The following is a 14,434-nucleotide window of genomic DNA, read 5'->3' as shown; positions in this document are numbered from 1 at the left end:
TCATGCAGGCACGGTCGGCACTCTTCGACCTGTACGGCGACTACCTCAGACCGAGGGGTGGCCGGGCGCCGGTCGCCGCCCTGGTCAAGCTGTTGGCGCCGCTCGGTATCGCCCCGCCCGCCGTGCGGACCGCGGTCTCCCGGATGGTCCGCCAGGGGTGGCTCGACCCGCTCCGGCTGGCGTCCGGACCGGGGTATTCGATCACACCGAAAGCCGCCCGGCGACTCGACGAGGCGGCCGCCCGGATCTACCGGACCGGCCGGGTCGGCTGGGACGGCCGCTTCGATCTGCTCGTGCTGGAGGCGCCGACCTCGCGGCGGGAACGCCAGCGGCTCGCCGCGAACCTCACCTTCCTCGGCTACGGCACGCTCGACGAGTGCAACTGGGTGGCGACCCGGCCGGGTGAGGACGTGGACCTGCTGCTCAGCGAGGCGGGCGTGCGCTACGAGCGGTTCACCGCGGCGCACGCCGCCGGCACGCCGGGCGCGATGGGAGTGGTCCGCCGCGCCTGGGACCTGGCCGAGATCGGCCGGGCCTACGAGCGGTTCGTCGCCGAGCAACGCCCGCTGCTCTCCGGGGTGACGGTGCGCAGCGGGGACGAGGAGGCGTACGCCGCCCGGTTCCGGCTGGTGCACGCGTGGCGTACCTTCCTGTTCCGGGACCCGCAGCTACCCCCGGCGCTGCTCCCGGAGCGCTGGCCCGGCACCGCCGCGGCGAGCTTCTTCGACCGGCACGCGGCCCGGCTGCGGCCGGCCGCCGACCGGTACGTCGAGCAGTGTCTCGACGCCGGCAACCGCATCGTCCGACAGAAGGGTCGTTAGACACGTGACCGAACCGCTGCTCGTCGACCGGACCGACGCCGTCGTCACGCTGACGCTGAACCGCCCGAAGGCGATGAACGCGCTCGACGTGGCGCTCAAGGAGGCGCTCCGGGACACCCTGGCCGAGCTGGAGACCGACCGGACCTGCCGGGCCGTGGTGCTCGCCGGGGCGGGCGGGTCGTTCAGCGCCGGGCAGGATCTGCGCGAGCACGTGGCGACCCTGGAGTCCACCAGCGGCGACCCGCTCGCCACCGTCCGGGCGCACTACAACCCGATCGCCGCCCGGCTGGCCAACCTGCCGAAGCCGGTGGTGGCCGCGGTGCGCGGGATGGCCGCCGGCGCCGGCGCCTCGCTGGCCTTCCTGGCCGACATCCGGATCGGCGGCCCGACCACCAACTTCCTGATGGCGTTCGCCAAGGTCGGGCTCGCCGCCGACACCGGCGCCTCGTGGACGCTGCCCCGGCTGGTCGGCCACGCCAAGGCGGTGGAGCTGCTGATGCTCGCCGAGCCGGTCCGTGCCGAGGAGGCCTGTCGGCTCGGGCTGCTGAACCGCCTGGTGGACGACGACGAGCAGGTGCTGCCGGCCGCGCAGGAGCTGGCCGCCCGGCTCGCCGCCGGCCCCACCGTCGCGTACGGGGCGATCAAGCGGCAGCTCTCCATCGCCGACGCCGGCACCCTGGCCGACGCCCTGGCCGCCGAGGCCCAGGCACAGACGATCTGCGGCGCCACGACCGATCACCGGGCGGCCACCCTCGCCTTCGTCGGCAAGCAGAAGCCGGTCTTCGAGGGGCGCTGAGCCGCCGCCCGCACCGAGCGGGCGGCTCGGTCAGTCGTCCTCCTCCGGATCCTGGTTAGCCTCCGCGCCGAGCACGAACGCCTGCATGGCCAGCTCGTCGCCGGCCGGCGAGACGAAGGCGGGCAGCTCGCGCGGGCCGAGCTCCTGCACGTAGGACCAGAACAGCCGGACCGCCTCGGCCGGGGTGTCGGCCTCGATCGGCAGGTCGAGGCTGACCAGCCAGGTGCGTCGCGCCGGCGGCGGACCGAGCCGGTCGGCGAGCGCCCGGTAGGCCGCCGGGTCGAGGGCGGTGACCGGCCCGTCGAGCGCGAGTCGCTCGGCCGGCACTGGCTCGTCGAAGGCCCGCCGGGTGTACGTCACCACCAGCGCCGCCTCCCGGTCGGACTGCGGGTCGTCCGGGTCTTCGGCCCGCGCGCCGGTCGGTGCGGCGACCCGGCCCAGCGCCACCAGCCGGAGCGGCTCGTCGGCCAGCACCGCGACCTCGTCGCCGGGGCGGGGCCGGCCGATCTCGTCCAGGCCGGTCAGCTCGAGGGTGTCGTGGTGCACGAGCCGCTCGGCGTCGTAGCGGGCGGCGGGCAGCAGCACGGCCCAGGCACCGGTGCTCGCGGCCCGGCCCGGCCCGTCCGCCCGGTGCGCGGTGTCGGTCGTCATGCAGCCAATCTCATCACGCCGTCCCGGTGGGCTTGACGTGACAGCCGGCGAGGTGGTCGTCGACCATCCCGGTGGCCTGCATCAGCGCGTAGCCCGTGGTCGGGCCCACGAACCGGAAGCCGCGCTTCTTGAGCGCCTTGGCCATCGCGGTGGACTCCGGCGTGATCGCCGACAGCTCGGCGAACGACGCCGGGCGGGCCGGCCGGGGCGCCGGCGCGAACGACCAGAGCAGCGCGGAGAGCCCCTCGGGCAGCTCGGCGGCGGCCCGGGCGTTCGCGATCGCGGCCTCGATCTTGGCCCGGTTGCGCACGATGCCGGCGTCGGCGAGCAGCCGGTTGATCTCGGCCTCGCCGTAGCCGGCGACGGTCGGGATCCGGAACTCGTCGAAGGCCAGCCGGAACGCCGGACGCTTGCGCAGGATGGTCAGCCAGGACAGGCCGGACTGGAACGCCTCCAGCGTCATCCGCTCGTAGAGCGCGTCGTCGCCGTGCAGCGGCTGCCCCCACTCGGTGTCGTGGTAGACGGCGTAGTCAGGGGTGCTCGACCCCCAGGCGCAGCGCGGCAGCCCGTCGGCGCCGATCACCAGGTCAGTCACGGCCTACACGCTAGGGCAAACCTCCGACACCCCATTGCCAGCGGGCGCACGGCTGCCTATCGTGCAGGTTACCGACCGGTAGGGGTGCGGCCACCGCCCGTGGGTGCGGCCGCACCGAGGGCACCGAGCACGGGAGGCGACCCATGAAGGAGTTCCCGGACGTCATCGCCTGGTCGATCCCGGCGTTCCTGCTGCTGGTCGTGCTGGAACGGATCTCCTACCTGCTGCACCGCGACGACGACGAGATCGGCTACGGCGGCGCCGACACCGCCACCAGCCTGACGATGGGGCTGGGCAGCGTCTTCACCGACCTGCTCTGGAAGATCCCGATCGCCGCCGCGTACGCGCTGCTCTACGCGCTCACCCCGCTGCGGATCGCCGAGGTGTGGTGGAGCTGGCCGCTGATCCTGCTGGCCCAGGACTTCTGCTACTACTGGTCGCACCGCGGCCATCACGTGATCCGGATCCTCTGGGCCTCGCACGTGGTGCACCACTCGTCGCAGCGGTTCAACCTCTCCACCGCGCTGCGCCAGCCGTGGACCGGCCTGACCAGCTGGGTCTTCTACATCCCGATGATCCTGGCCGGGGTGCACCCGGCCGTGGTCGCCTTCTGCGGCTCGGTCAACCTGCTCTACCAGTTCTGGATCCACACCGAACGGATCGACAAGCTGCCGCGCTGGTACGAGGCGGTGTTCAACACCCCGTCGCACCACCGGGTGCACCACGCCTCGCAGGGCAGCTACCTGGACCGCAACTTCGGCGGCATCCTGATCGTCTGGGACCGGCTCTTCGGCACGTTCGCCCCGGAGCGGGAGCGCTGCGTCTACGGCCTGACCAAGAACATCGGCACCCACAACCCGGTGCGGGTGGCCTTCCACGAGTACGTGTCGATCGCCCGTGACCTGCGGGCCGCGGCCAGTTGGCGCAGCCGGGCCGGGCACCTGTTCCGGTCACCCGGCTGGCAACCCGCCACCGCCGAGACATCCCGGCCGGCCACCGGCGCGCCGCAACCGGCACCGGCCGGCGGCGGAGCAACACCGTAGGCCGCAACCCGCCTCGGCCCCGGAAACGGTCAGGGCAGCAGGCCCAGCTCGACCAGGCGGCCGAACTTCCGCAACGCCCGGGTCAGGCCGTACTTGGAGCCGGGCCAGACCACCGGCCAGGCAACCCGGCCGGCCGGCCCACCCGGCAGGTGGAACCACTCGTGCCACACCACCTGGGTGCGGTCGCGCGCCAGCGGAGTGCAGCGCAGCACGCCCGGGCCGCGCAGCAGCCGGCCGCAGTGCACCACCCCGATCTCGTAGGGCTCGTCGACCCGGACCACCCGCATCTCGTCGCGCACCTCGGCCGGCCCCAGCGCGGTCACCGCCTCCACCAGGCTGCCCTCGCGACCGTCGCCCTCCACCACCCGCACCCGGGTGAACGGGATCCAGTCCGACTGGCGCTCCCAGGCGATCAGCGCGGCGAAGACCCGTTCCGCCGGAGCGTCGACGATCACCGTGGCGGTCACCTCGCCGGCGCCCGGCTGGGCCGCCTCGCGCAGGCCGTCCCCGCCGTCCGGGTCGGTCACGCCGACTCCGACGGCACCGCCGGGCCGGGCCGCCCCGCCCCGCGCTTCGCCTCCGTGTCGTTCGCCTGGGCATTCGGGTCGTGCTCCGCCGCCGTCACGGTGACCGGCCCGACCGCCGGCCCGTCGGCCGCCGGGGCAGGGGTCGCACCCGGCACGGAGACCACTCCGTTGGCCGCCCCGACGCCCGCTGCCTGCTCGCGCGCCCGGCGCAGCGCGTCGGCGTCCGCCGTCCGTCCCTCGCGCAACGCGGCCACCTCCGCTTCCAGCACGCCGATCAGCTCCGACTTGTAGCCGATGTCGTAGGCGGCCCGGCGCATCGCCTGATCGACCTGGATCATCCGGTACCCACGAAGCGCGGTGTCGAACCGCGCCTCACCCACGTCCGACTCCCGCAGCGGACGGTTGCCCGGCAGCGGCACGGCCCGGCCGTCCGGCTCGGCCGGCATCAGCCCCGGATCCCGACCGGTGACCAGCACCGTCACCCCGAACACCACCGCCGCGACGGTCAACGCCACGACCACCATGAGCAGAAGCTGACCCATGCACAGATCGTGGCATGTCGACCGGGCCGGAGCGAGCCCGCCACCCACGCCGGGCGGGTGTACCGCACGGGTGGGACGCGGATCGACCGGCTAGCGTCGGGACCGGCCGACGGTGCGGCGGCCGACCAGGTTGATCTCAGGGAGGCGCGATGGCCGGGGAGCTTCGGCTCGGTGGGCGGACCTTCGCCTCCGGCGAGCTGGTGGTGATGGCGATCGTCAACCGCACGCCGGACTCGTTCTTCGACCGGGGCGCCACCTTCGCCGCCGACAGCGCGCTGCGGGCCGTGGAGCGGGCCGTCGCCGACGGCGCCGAGATCATCGACATCGGCGGGGTCAAGGCCGGCCCGGGTGACGACGTCGACGTCGCCGAGGAGATCCGGCGCACGGTCGACACGATCGCCGCGGTCCGGGCCGCCTTCCCGGACGTGGTGATCTCCATCGACACCTGGCGGGCGGAGGTCGCGGTGGAGGCGGTGGCCGCCGGGGCCGACCTGCTGAACGACACCTGGTCGGGTGCCGATCCCGCGCTGGCCGGGGTCGCCGCGAAGACCGGGGCCGGCCTGGTCTGCTCGCACGCCGGCGGTCTGGCCCCACGCACCCGGCCGCACCGGGCGGCCTTCGACGACGTGGTGGCCGACGTGGTCGCTACGGTCACCGGTCTCGCCGAGCGCGCGGTCGCCCTGGGCGTACGCCGGGACGGCATCCTGATCGACCCGGCGCACGACTTCGGCAAGAACACCCGTCACTCTCTGGAGATCACCCGGCGGCTGGACGAACTCACCGCCACCGGCTGGCCGCTGCTGGTGGCGCTCTCCAACAAGGACTTCATCGGCGAGACGCTGGACCTGCCGGTCGCCGAGCGGCTGGAGGGGACGCTCGCGGCGACCGCGGTCTCCGCCTGGCTGGGCGCCCGGGTGTTCCGCGCCCACCAGGTCGGCCCCACCCGCCGCGTGCTCGACATGGTGGCCACGATCCGGGGTGACCGCCCGCCGGCGGCCACCCGGCGCGGCCTCGCCTGATCCGCGTCGGCCGCCCGCCGATCAGGCGTGGGCCGGACATGACCGACCGGCCGGGGCGGCGCGAACGGGCGGCCGGGCCGAGACGATCGCCGATGGCCGGGGCGGTCAGGTCCAGCGCAGGATGTTCCTACGCCAGGCGTACAGGATGCCCAGCGCCAGCACCGCCACGAAGATCGCCATCTCGACGACCGTGACCAGGCCGAACCCGGGCCGGTCGAAGACCACCGCCCAGGGGAACAGGAACACCGCCTCGACCGCGAAGAGCACGTAGAGGTAGGCGTAGACGTAGTAGCGGATCTGCATCTGCGCCCAGTCGCCGCCGACCGGGTCCAGCCCGCACTCATAGCTGGTCCGTTTGCCGGGTGGATCAGCCGGACGGTCAGGACGTAACATCCGGTTGGCCGAGAACGCCGTAACGAAGAAGAGGACGCTGGCGAGCAGCAAGAGCCCGAGCGTCGCGTACGAGCCCAGGTAACCGGTCACGGTCGGCAGCCTACCGTCCGCTCCGCGGGCACGTACCGAACACGTTACGGATTTGTTTCCGGCTGGGACTAGTGCCGCGGGGCAAGCGTTACCGAATATTGGACCCTGACCCGTCGGACCGGAGGACAGATGGCCAGCGTGGACGTACCCCCCGGGCGACGGGCGCGTGGCCGGCGTAGCGCGCCCCTGCTGGCGATGTCGCTCACGCTCGGCCTGCTGACCGCGATCGCTGTCGTGCCGGGCTGGGCCACCGCGGCCGTCCCGGAGGCCAGCCCGGTCGCGTCCGCCACCGATCCGGCGGAGGAGCCGGGCGACGAGACCCCGACGGCGGAGCCGACCGAGACAGCCCCGGACCCGACCACGCCGCCGCCGACCATCGAGCCGCCCGCCGAGACGACGCCGCCGGCGACCACCGAACCGGCGCCGACCACCGGCGCCCCGGAGACGTCGGGGCCGGCTACCGGGCCGACGCCGGGCGCCGGCACGTCCAGCCGCCCACCGGTGCCGCCGGTGCCGCCGGTCCCACCGGTCCGACCGCCGGCGCCCGGCGGCGCACCGGCCCAGCACCCGCTCGGGATCCGGATCACCACCGGCGACATCACCCTGAGCAGCGGCTACTGGAACGCGGCCAGCACGAACACCACCCTTCGGGTGACGGTGACCAACACCGGCAGCACCGCCGAGCGGATCCGACTCTCCTACACGCTGCCCGCCGGGCTGACCGACGCCGGCACCGAGGGCTGCGCGGCCAGCGGCGGTGGCTCGTACCGCTGCGGTGAGTGGACGGCTGCGGCAGGAGCCCGGTTCAGCACCCTGGTCCGGGTCCGGATCTCCGGCACCGCCTGGCGACGGATGCCGCTGAGCGGCTCGGTGGCGGTCACCGCCAGCGCCCCCGGGGTGACCGGCGCGGTGAGCGACAACGAGGGGTTCGCGGTGCTGTTCCCGCCGGGCCCGCCGGTGCCGGGCATCGCGCTGCACGCCGATGAGGTGGCCTTCGACATCAGCGGGGCGGCGAGCGAGCTCGGCGTGCGGCTCGGCAACACCGGCAAGGTCGACGCCACCGGGCGGGTCGACGTGGTCCTCCCGGCCGGGGTCACCGTGCCGGCGCCGCCGGCGGGCTGCGTCGCGGTCGACCCGACCCGGACCCGCTGCGACGTCGGCGCGATACCCGCCGGAGGGCACGCCGAGCTGCGGCTCCCGGTCGAGGCGACACCGGACGCACAGCGGGATGCCCCGCTCTCGGGTGCGGTGGTCGGCCAGCTCGACCCCCGCAGCGGCCGGACCCGGCAGGTGCAGATGAGCTTCCGGATCACCGCGGCGGCGGCGCTGGCCACCCCGGTGGCCGCGGCGCCCGCGCCGACCGGTTCACAGGGCGTGCTGGGCGCCGGCGACGCCGGCACGGGCGGCGACGGGGCCAGCTCGGTGCAGCGCACCGCGGTCATCCTCATCGTGGTCTCGACGCTGCTGGTCGTGCTGGCGCTCTGGCTGGCCACCACGTCGCTGCGCCGCCGGCTCGCCGAGCCGGTGACCGACCCGGGGCGGTCGCCCGCTACCCAGGAGTGAGCGGCGGAGCCCCCGGATCGGCGGGCACATTCCGGGCCGGAGCATCGGCGGACGGTGATCTCGATTACGGCGCGAGGGGCCAATCACCACTAAAAGGTGAATTTCACCCCCCGATTCGGTCCCAGTCGGCGAACCTCCTGGGAAGGTGACGGGTCGATCCGACGTAGGCTCTCAGGGGAGAAACCACAGCGGGCCGGGCCAGTCACGGCCGGCGCGGTGCAGCGGTGCGTCAAGGAGGTCACGTGGCCGGGCAAGGCGGGGTCACCATCATGTCGAGCCGCCCGCGCAACCGCGCGCAGCGAAGCGAGGTGCAGGCGTGACCAAGCAGATCCGTCAACTCGACCGGGTGGTCATCCGGTTCGCCGGCGACTCCGGCGACGGCATGCAACTGACCGGCGACCGATTCACCTCGGAGACGGCCCAGCTCGGCAACGACATCTCGACACTGCCCAACTTCCCCGCCGAGATCCGCGCCCCCGCCGGGACGCTGCCCGGCGTCTCCAGCTTCCAGGTGCACTTCGCCGACTACGACATCCTCACCCCCGGTGACGCGCCGAACGTGCTGGTGGCGATGAACCCGGCCGCGCTCAAGGCCAACCTGGCCGACCTGCCCCGGGGCGCGGACATCATCGTCAACACCGACGAGTTCACCAAGCGCAACCTGGCCAAGGTGGGCTACCAGGTCAGCCCGCTCGACGACGACTCGCTCGCCGGCTACGTCGTGCACCCGGTCGCGCTGACCTCGATGACGATCGGTGCCCTCGCCGCGCAGGAGGTGTCCAAGAAGGACGCCGAGCGGGCCAAGAACATGTTCGCGCTCGGCTTGCTCTCCTGGATGTACTCCCGGCCCTACGAGTCGACCCTCCGGTTCCTGGAGCGCAAGTTCGCCGCCCGGCCGGAGCTGGTCGCCGCGAACATCGCCGCCTTCCGGGCCGGCTGGAACTTCGGCGAGACCACCGAGGACTTCGCGGTCCGCTACGAGGTCAAGCCGGCGAAGATGCAGCCCGGCACCTACCGCAACATCACCGGCAACGCGGCGCTCTCGCTCGGCCTGGTCGCCGCCGGGGTCCGCTCCGGGCTGCCGGTGTTCCTCGGCGCCTACCCGATCACGCCGGCCTCGGACATCCTGCACGAGCTGAGCAAGCACAAGAAGTTGGGCGTGCTCACCATGCAGGCCGAGGACGAGATCGCCGCGGTCGGCGCGGCGCTGGGCGCCGCCTACGGCGGGTCGCTCGGCGTCACCACCACCAGCGGCCCGGGCGTGGCGCTGAAGAGCGAGACGATCTCCCTGGCGGTGGCGCTGGAGCTGCCGCTGGTCATCGTCGACGTGCAGCGGGCCGGGCCGTCCACGGGCATGCCGACCAAGACCGAGCAGGCCGACCTCAACATGGCGCTCTACGGCCGGCACGGCGAGGCCCCGGTGGCGGTGATCGCCCCGAAGTCGCCGTCCGACTGCTTCCACGCTGCGCTGGAGGCCGCCCGGATCGCGCTCACCTACCGCACCCCGGTGATCCTGCTGTCGGACAACTACGTCGCCAACGGCTCCGAGCCGTGGCTGCTGCCCGACGTGGAGTCCCTGCCCGACCTGCGGGTCGAGTTCGCCACCGCGCCCAACGGCGAGGACGGCACTACCTTCCTGCCCTACCTGCGCGACCCGGAGACCCTGGCCCGACCGTGGGCCATCCCGGGCACCGCGGGGCTGGAGCACCGGATCGGCGGTCTGGAGAAGGCCGACAAGACCGGCGACATCTCGTACGACCCGGCGAACCACGACTTCATGGTGCGTACCCGGGCGGCCCGGATCGAGACCATCCCGGTGCCGGACGTCGAGGTCGAGGACCCGGACGGCGACGCCCGGGTGCTGGTGCTCGGCTGGGGCTCGACGTACGGGCCGATCGGCGCCGCCTGCCGCGGTCTGCGCCAGCGTGGGCTCTCCATCGCCCAGGCGCACCTGCGGCACCTCGCCCCGATGCCGGCGAACCTCGGCACGGTGCTGAGCTCCTACGACCGCGTGGTCATCCCCGAGATGAACCTCGGCCAGCTCGCCCACGTGATCCGGGCGAAGTACCTGGTCGACGCGATCGGCTACAACCAGGTCCGCGGCCTGCCGTTCACGGCCGCCGAGCTGGAGACGATGCTGGAAGAGGTCCTGAAGAATGTCTGAGCCCGTCGCCCTCAAGCTCACCGCCAAGGACTTCAAGTCCGACCAGGAGGTGCGCTGGTGCCCCGGCTGCGGTGACTACGCGATCCTGGCCGCCATCCAGCAGTTCATGCCGGAGCTGAACATCCCCCGCGAGCGGACGGTCTTCGTCTCCGGGATCGGCTGCTCGTCGCGCTTCCCGTACTACATGAACACCTACGGGATGCACTCGATTCACGGCCGGGCCCCGGCGATCGCCACCGGCCTCTCGGTCACCCGGCCGGACCTCTCGGTCTGGGTGGTCACCGGTGACGGTGACGCCCTCTCGATCGGCGGCAACCACCTGATCCACGCGCTGCGCCGCAACGTCAACCTCAAGATCCTGCTCTTCAACAACCGGATCTACGGGCTGACCAAGGGGCAGTACTCCCCCACCTCGGAGCTCGGCAAGATCACCAAGTCGACGCCGGTCGGCTCGGCCGACTCGCCCTTCAACCCGCTCTCGCTGGCGCTCGGCGCCGAGGCGACCTTCGTGGGGCGCACCATCGACTCCGACCGCAAGCACCTCCAGTCGGTGCTCCGGGCCGCCGCCGAGCACCAGGGCTCGGCGTTCGTGGAGATCTACCAGAACTGCAACATCTTCAACGACGGCGCCTTCGACCAGCTGAAGGATCCGGGCACCCGGGACGACTTCCTGATCCGGCTGGAGCACGGGCAGCCGATCACCTTCGGCAAGGACGGCCAGTTCTGCGTCGTCCACCCGCCCGGCGGGTTCGGCCTGGAGGTCCGCGAGACGGCGAACACCAGCCCCGACGAGATCGTCGTGCACGACGCGACGGTCAGCGACCCGGCGTACGCGTTCGCGCTCTCCCGGCTGCCCGGTCTCGACCTGCGCAACACCCCGATCGGCGTGTTCCGCTCGGTCGACCGGCCGTCCTACGACAGCACCGTGCAGGACCAGCTCGCCGCCGCCCGGGCAGAGGTCACCGAGACCCCCGAGCAGCAGCTCTCCGCCCTGCTGGGCAGCGGGGACACCTGGACCATCATGTGACCCGCACCCGTCGACAGCAGAGGGGGCCGTTCCCGTCGGGGAACGGCCCCCTCTCGTCGTACCGAGGAAGCGGCGTCGGTCAGACCGCGGCCGGGGCCGACGTCCAGAGCTCGTCGATGGCCCGCTCGGCCGCCGCGAGGCTCTCCTCGTGCAGGCCGACCAGCTCGGCCATCGCCGGGACGACCGGGGCGAGGGTCAGCTCGGCGGCGATGAAGCGCGGCGCCAGCCCGGTCTGGGAGATGCCGTGCGGGAGCCACGGCTCGGCGTGGTCCCAGCCCTCGCGCGGGGTGCCCGCGCTGTAGCCGCCGCCCCGGCTGGCCAACACGATGAACTCGCGGTCGCCGAGCAGGCCGGAACCGGTCGCCGGGTCGTACGCGATGCCCGGTGCGATCAGGTGGTCGACCCACGTCTTCACGCTGCTCGGTGCGCCGTAGTTGTAGAGCGGCAGGCCCAGCAGCACGGTGTCGGCCCGCTTGACCTCGTCGACCAGGTGCTCGGTCAGCTGCCAGGAGGCGCGCTGCTCCGGGGTGTGCTGGTCGGGCGGCACCATCCGGGCCAGGCCGCCGGCCTCGTCCAGGTGCGGCAGCGGCTGCTTGCCGAGGTCCCGGTAGGTCACGGTGCCGTCCGGGTGGGCGGCACGCCAGACGGCAGCGGCGCGAGCGGTGAGCTGTCGGCTGACCGAGTGCTCGCCCCGGATGCTCGAGTCGATGTGCAACAGGTGTGGCATCTAACTAGCCCTCCACAGATCGTTTGTGTGACACCAACTATTTATAGCAGACCGACGTTCTGCGGCAGGGGGTAAACTGAGTCACATGTCTGTGGGGCCGGTTGAGCAGTCGGAACGCCGCTCCGGCGCGCTGCTCGACTACCTGGCCCGGCGGATGCGGCTCAGGTCGGAATCGGTGCTGGCACCGCTGGGCCTGCGACCCCGGCACCTGGTCGCGCTCACCGTGCTGCGGGACGCCGCCGGCATCAGCCAGCAGGGGCTCGCCAGCTCCCTGCAGATCGACAGCACGAACGTCGTCGGGCTGCTCAACGACCTGGAAGCCACGGGCCTGGTCGAGCGGCGGCGCTCACTCGAGGACCGCCGCCGGCACGTGGTGAGCCTCACCGAGGCCGGCGCGAAACGCCTCCGCGAAGCCGAGTGCGCCCTCGCCGTCGCCGAGGACGACGTCCTCGGCGCGCTGGAGCCGGCCGAGCGCGAGACCCTCTACGACCTGCTCCGCCGGGCGATCAGCGGGAAAGAAGTGACCTGCGCCGAAGTAACCGCGCTCGACCCGAACGGGGACGCGGTCTGCTGAGCGGTCGCGCCGGCGGCCCCTGAGGGCGGGCCGGATCGGGCGATCAGACGGTGGCCGCCGACCGCGGCCGGTCGTCCCGGACGTGCACCAGCATGTCCCCGGTCTCGATGACCGCGCCGGCCCGGTCGGCCAGGGTGACCACCTTGCCCCGGCGCACCAGGGCGATGACCAGCGAGTCCAGCTCGCGGGGCGAACGGCCCACCTCGTCGCGCTCGGCCGACCGCATAGCCAGCGCCATCCCCTGCCCGGGGGTGAGCAGATCCTCGACGACGTCGATCAGCGGTGGGGCGGAGGTGGAGAGTCCCAGCAGGCGGCCGGCGGTGGCCGAGGAGACGATCACGTGGTGCGCACCGCTCTGCTTGAGCAGCGGGGCGTTCTCGGCCTCCCGCGCGGCCGCGATGATCCGCACCTGGCCCGCGGTGAGCTGCCGTACGGTCAACGCCACCAGGACCGACGCGTCGTCGCTGTCGGTCGCGATGATCACGGCCTTGGCCGTGCGGACGTGCGCCTCGTTCAGCGTCGCCGAACGGGTGGCCGAGCCCTCGATCGCGACCAGCCCGGCCGAGGTGGCCTGCCGCAGCGCCGCGCCGTTGCGCTCGACGACGATGATCCGCGACTTGTCGAGCCCGTTCTCCAGCAGGGCGGAGACCGCGCTGCGGCCCTTGGTGCCGTAGCCGCAGATGATGACGTGGTCCTTCACGGTTTTCCTCCACCGGGTCAACCGACGGCCGGTCCGGTACTGCTCGGTCAGGACTTCCAGGGTGGTGCCGACCAGGATGATCAGGAAGAGCACCCGGGCGGGCGTGATGAACAGGACGTTGATCAACCGGGCGCTCGGGCTGAACGGGGTGATGTCCCCGTAGCCGGTGGTCGAGAGGGTCACCACCGTGTAGTAGAAGCAGTCGAGCAGGGTGATGCCGTCCTCGTTGACGTCGCGGTAGCCGCCCCGGTCGAGATAGACCACCGCCACGGTGGCGAAGACCAGGCCGAGCGCGGCCGCCAGCCGCAGGCTGAGCGCGCTGAGCGGACCCCGACGCTGCGCGGGAAAATGGATCACCGTCGAACCTGCTCCGCCGCCGTCGCCTGCACGCCCACAACATAGCGGGTACGCCGCGATCCGCACGCCCGGGTCGCGACCCGGGCAACCAGCCCGCCGACCGGAGGGCCGTCGACGAGCGCCGGCCCCGCGGCGTTCCGGACCCGACCCGCCGCGGTCCAAGGCGGCCCGGTCAGCGCTCCGGGGCGGCCCGGACCGGTGACAGCGGGCATGATGGGGGTGTCCCCGGGACGACGACCGTGAGAGTGAGGCCGGCATGTCGTTGCTGCGACGGGTGATCGGTGGGGTGCTGCGTCGGCTGCGGCTGCGCCAGGGCCGCACGCTGCGCGAGGTGGCCGAGGTCGCCGGGGTCTCCGTGCCCTACCTGTCCGAGGTCGAGCGCGGTCGCAAGGAGGCCTCCTCCGAGGTGCTCGCGGCGATCTGCCGGGCGCTCGGCATCCACCTCTCCGAACTGCTCGAGGAGGCCCGGGACGACCTGCGTCAGGTCGAGCCGCGGATCCCCGCCACGCCCCGCGTCGGGCTGGCCCAGCTGGAGCGCGTCCCGACCGCCCGAGGCGAGCAGGGGCCGACCGTCCGGCTCGGTCCGCGTACCCCCGGGGCGATGCTGCACCGCGGCCCTCGGGCCGGTGGTCCCACGCTGCGCGTCGGCGGGTTCGGGCCGGCGCCGGCCGGGCGCCCCGGTCCGCGTACCGCCGACCTGCTCCGCTGCGGGCAGGCCCGCCGGTCGGGCCGGCGGCGGCTCGCCGCCGTCTAGGCCGGGCCGGTTCTGCCGGCGGCAGATTCGCCGCCGGCAGAATCGCTGGGTCTCCGCCACCACCGCGCGCACGCTGGGAGATGCCGGTTTC

At 73.1% G+C, this 14,434-nt stretch carries 16 protein-coding genes; 9 read left to right on the top strand and 7 right to left on the bottom strand.

From position 1 onward, the window contains the following. Positions 1 to 2 precede the first annotated feature (2 nt). Together ACIP9D_RS08165 and ACIP9D_RS08160 are read left to right on the top strand one after the other, a co-directional pair. Positions 3 to 821 (top strand): PaaX family transcriptional regulator C-terminal domain-containing protein, encoded by an 819-nt coding sequence (locus ACIP9D_RS08165; protein ID WP_350867631.1) that lies wholly within the window; start codon positions 3 to 5, stop codon positions 819 to 821. Positions 822 to 825: 4 nt separating this feature from the next. After that, positions 826 to 1,617, top strand: a complete 792-nt coding sequence (locus ACIP9D_RS08160) for an enoyl-CoA hydratase-related protein (protein WP_350867632.1) — start codon at positions 826 to 828, stop codon at positions 1,615 to 1,617. 30 nt (positions 1,618 to 1,647) lie between these two features. On the opposite strand, the gene ACIP9D_RS08155 is transcribed toward ACIP9D_RS08160, so the two are convergent. Together ACIP9D_RS08155 and ACIP9D_RS08150 are read right to left on the bottom strand one after the other, a co-directional pair. Then, entirely contained in the window at positions 1,648 to 2,268 is a 621-nt protein-coding gene (locus tag ACIP9D_RS08155) for a hypothetical protein (RefSeq protein ID WP_350867634.1), read from the bottom strand. 13 nt (positions 2,269 to 2,281) lie between these two features. Beyond that, positions 2,282 to 2,863, bottom strand: a complete 582-nt coding sequence (locus ACIP9D_RS08150) for a DNA-3-methyladenine glycosylase I (RefSeq protein ID WP_350867636.1) — start codon at positions 2,861 to 2,863, stop codon at positions 2,282 to 2,284. Positions 2,864 to 3,006: 143 nt separating this feature from the next. On the opposite strand from ACIP9D_RS08150, the gene ACIP9D_RS08145 reads away from it, so the two are divergent. Next, entirely contained in the window at positions 3,007 to 3,906 is a 900-nt protein-coding gene (locus ACIP9D_RS08145; RefSeq protein ID WP_350867638.1) for a sterol desaturase family protein, read from the top strand. 29 nt (positions 3,907 to 3,935) lie between these two features. Here the strand turns inward: ACIP9D_RS08145 and ACIP9D_RS08140 are convergent, their stop codons facing one another. Both ACIP9D_RS08140 and ACIP9D_RS08135 read right to left on the bottom strand, forming a co-directional pair. Then, the gene (locus ACIP9D_RS08140; protein ID WP_350867639.1) at positions 3,936 to 4,433 is read right to left on the bottom strand and encodes an SRPBCC family protein; all 498 of its coding nucleotides are present in this window, start codon (positions 4,431 to 4,433) and stop codon (positions 3,936 to 3,938) included. After that, entirely contained in the window at positions 4,430 to 4,975 is a 546-nt protein-coding gene (locus ACIP9D_RS08135; protein WP_350867641.1) for a DivIVA domain-containing protein, read from the bottom strand. Before ACIP9D_RS08135 ends, ACIP9D_RS08140 begins: the two co-directional genes overlap by 4 nt. Before the next feature lie 149 nt (positions 4,976 to 5,124). Here ACIP9D_RS08135 and folP point away from each other — a divergent pair, with 149 nt between their 5' ends. Beyond that, positions 5,125 to 5,994 (top strand): dihydropteroate synthase, encoded by an 870-nt coding sequence (gene folP, locus ACIP9D_RS08130; protein ID WP_350867643.1) that lies wholly within the window; start codon positions 5,125 to 5,127, stop codon positions 5,992 to 5,994. A 105-nt stretch (positions 5,995 to 6,099) separates the two neighbouring features. On the opposite strand, the gene ndhC is transcribed toward folP, so the two are convergent. Beyond that, positions 6,100 to 6,477 (bottom strand): NADH-quinone oxidoreductase subunit A, encoded by a 378-nt coding sequence (ndhC, locus tag ACIP9D_RS08125; protein WP_350867645.1) that lies wholly within the window; start codon positions 6,475 to 6,477, stop codon positions 6,100 to 6,102. Between the two features lie 129 nt (positions 6,478 to 6,606). Here ndhC and ACIP9D_RS08120 point away from each other — a divergent pair, with 129 nt between their 5' ends. The 3 genes from ACIP9D_RS08120 (at position 6,607) to ACIP9D_RS08110 (ending at position 11,231) form a co-directional block, all read left to right on the top strand. After that, positions 6,607 to 8,040 (top strand): hypothetical protein, encoded by a 1,434-nt coding sequence (locus ACIP9D_RS08120; RefSeq protein WP_350867647.1) that lies wholly within the window; start codon positions 6,607 to 6,609, stop codon positions 8,038 to 8,040. Positions 8,041 to 8,356: 316 nt separating this feature from the next. After that, on the top strand, positions 8,357 to 10,204 hold the full coding sequence (locus ACIP9D_RS08115; RefSeq protein WP_350867648.1) for a 2-oxoacid:acceptor oxidoreductase subunit alpha: 1,848 nt from the start codon (positions 8,357 to 8,359) through the stop codon (positions 10,202 to 10,204). Beyond that, positions 10,197 to 11,231, top strand: coding sequence for a 2-oxoacid:ferredoxin oxidoreductase subunit beta (locus ACIP9D_RS08110; protein ID WP_350867650.1), 1,035 nt, complete (start codon positions 10,197 to 10,199; stop codon positions 11,229 to 11,231). The genes ACIP9D_RS08115 and ACIP9D_RS08110 overlap by 8 nt, the downstream gene beginning before the upstream one ends. A gap of 79 nt (positions 11,232 to 11,310) precedes the next feature. Here ACIP9D_RS08110 and ACIP9D_RS08105 read toward each other — a convergent pair whose 3' ends face one another. Further along, positions 11,311 to 11,958 (bottom strand): NAD(P)H-dependent oxidoreductase, encoded by a 648-nt coding sequence (locus ACIP9D_RS08105; RefSeq protein WP_350867652.1) that lies wholly within the window; start codon positions 11,956 to 11,958, stop codon positions 11,311 to 11,313. 85 nt (positions 11,959 to 12,043) lie between these two features. Between ACIP9D_RS08105 and ACIP9D_RS08100 the strand changes: the two genes are divergently transcribed. Beyond that, positions 12,044 to 12,532: a MarR family winged helix-turn-helix transcriptional regulator gene (locus tag ACIP9D_RS08100; RefSeq protein WP_350867654.1), complete on the top strand. Its 489-nt coding sequence runs from the start codon at positions 12,044 to 12,046 to the stop codon at positions 12,530 to 12,532. A gap of 43 nt (positions 12,533 to 12,575) precedes the next feature. Here the strand turns inward: ACIP9D_RS08100 and ACIP9D_RS08095 are convergent, their stop codons facing one another. Further along, positions 12,576 to 13,589 carry a potassium channel family protein gene (locus ACIP9D_RS08095; RefSeq protein WP_350867656.1) on the bottom strand — a complete coding sequence of 338 codons (1,014 nt, stop codon included), beginning with the start codon at positions 13,587 to 13,589 and terminating at the stop codon, positions 12,576 to 12,578. A 256-nt stretch (positions 13,590 to 13,845) separates the two neighbouring features. Between ACIP9D_RS08095 and ACIP9D_RS08090 the strand changes: the two genes are divergently transcribed. After that, positions 13,846 to 14,343: a helix-turn-helix transcriptional regulator gene (locus ACIP9D_RS08090; RefSeq protein WP_350867658.1), complete on the top strand. Its 498-nt coding sequence runs from the start codon at positions 13,846 to 13,848 to the stop codon at positions 14,341 to 14,343. Positions 14,344 to 14,434 lie beyond the last annotated feature (91 nt).

Origin of the sequence: Micromonospora sp. NPDC093243 (genome assembly GCF_044753725.1) — a bacterium.
Taxonomy (GTDB): Bacteria; Actinomycetota; Actinomycetes; order Mycobacteriales; family Micromonosporaceae; genus Micromonospora.
The sequence above is the reverse complement of the archived record's forward strand: the minus strand, read 5'-3'. Positions and strand labels throughout refer to the sequence as shown.

Excerpts from the sequence above, each read along its gene's own strand:
- ACIP9D_RS08120 (WP_350867647.1), top strand. The coding sequence starts at position 6,607 with ATGGCCAGCGTGGACGTACCCCCCGGGCGACGGGCGCGTGGCCGGCGT.
- ACIP9D_RS08105 (WP_350867652.1), bottom strand. The coding sequence starts at position 11,958 with ATGCCACACCTGTTGCACATCGACTCGAGCATCCGGGGCGAGCACTCG.
- ACIP9D_RS08110 (WP_350867650.1), top strand. The coding sequence starts at position 10,197 with ATGTCTGAGCCCGTCGCCCTCAAGCTCACCGCCAAGGACTTCAAGTCC.
- ACIP9D_RS08145 (WP_350867638.1), top strand. The coding sequence starts at position 3,007 with ATGAAGGAGTTCCCGGACGTCATCGCCTGGTCGATCCCGGCGTTCCTG.
- ACIP9D_RS08165 (WP_350867631.1), top strand. The coding sequence starts at position 3 with ATGCAGGCACGGTCGGCACTCTTCGACCTGTACGGCGACTACCTCAGA.
- ACIP9D_RS08090 (WP_350867658.1), top strand. The coding sequence starts at position 13,846 with ATGTCGTTGCTGCGACGGGTGATCGGTGGGGTGCTGCGTCGGCTGCGG.
- folP (WP_350867643.1), top strand. The coding sequence starts at position 5,125 with ATGGCCGGGGAGCTTCGGCTCGGTGGGCGGACCTTCGCCTCCGGCGAG.
- ACIP9D_RS08135 (WP_350867641.1), bottom strand. The coding sequence starts at position 4,975 with ATGGGTCAGCTTCTGCTCATGGTGGTCGTGGCGTTGACCGTCGCGGCG.
- ACIP9D_RS08155 (WP_350867634.1), bottom strand. The coding sequence starts at position 2,268 with ATGACGACCGACACCGCGCACCGGGCGGACGGGCCGGGCCGGGCCGCG.
- ACIP9D_RS08100 (WP_350867654.1), top strand. The coding sequence starts at position 12,044 with ATGTCTGTGGGGCCGGTTGAGCAGTCGGAACGCCGCTCCGGCGCGCTG.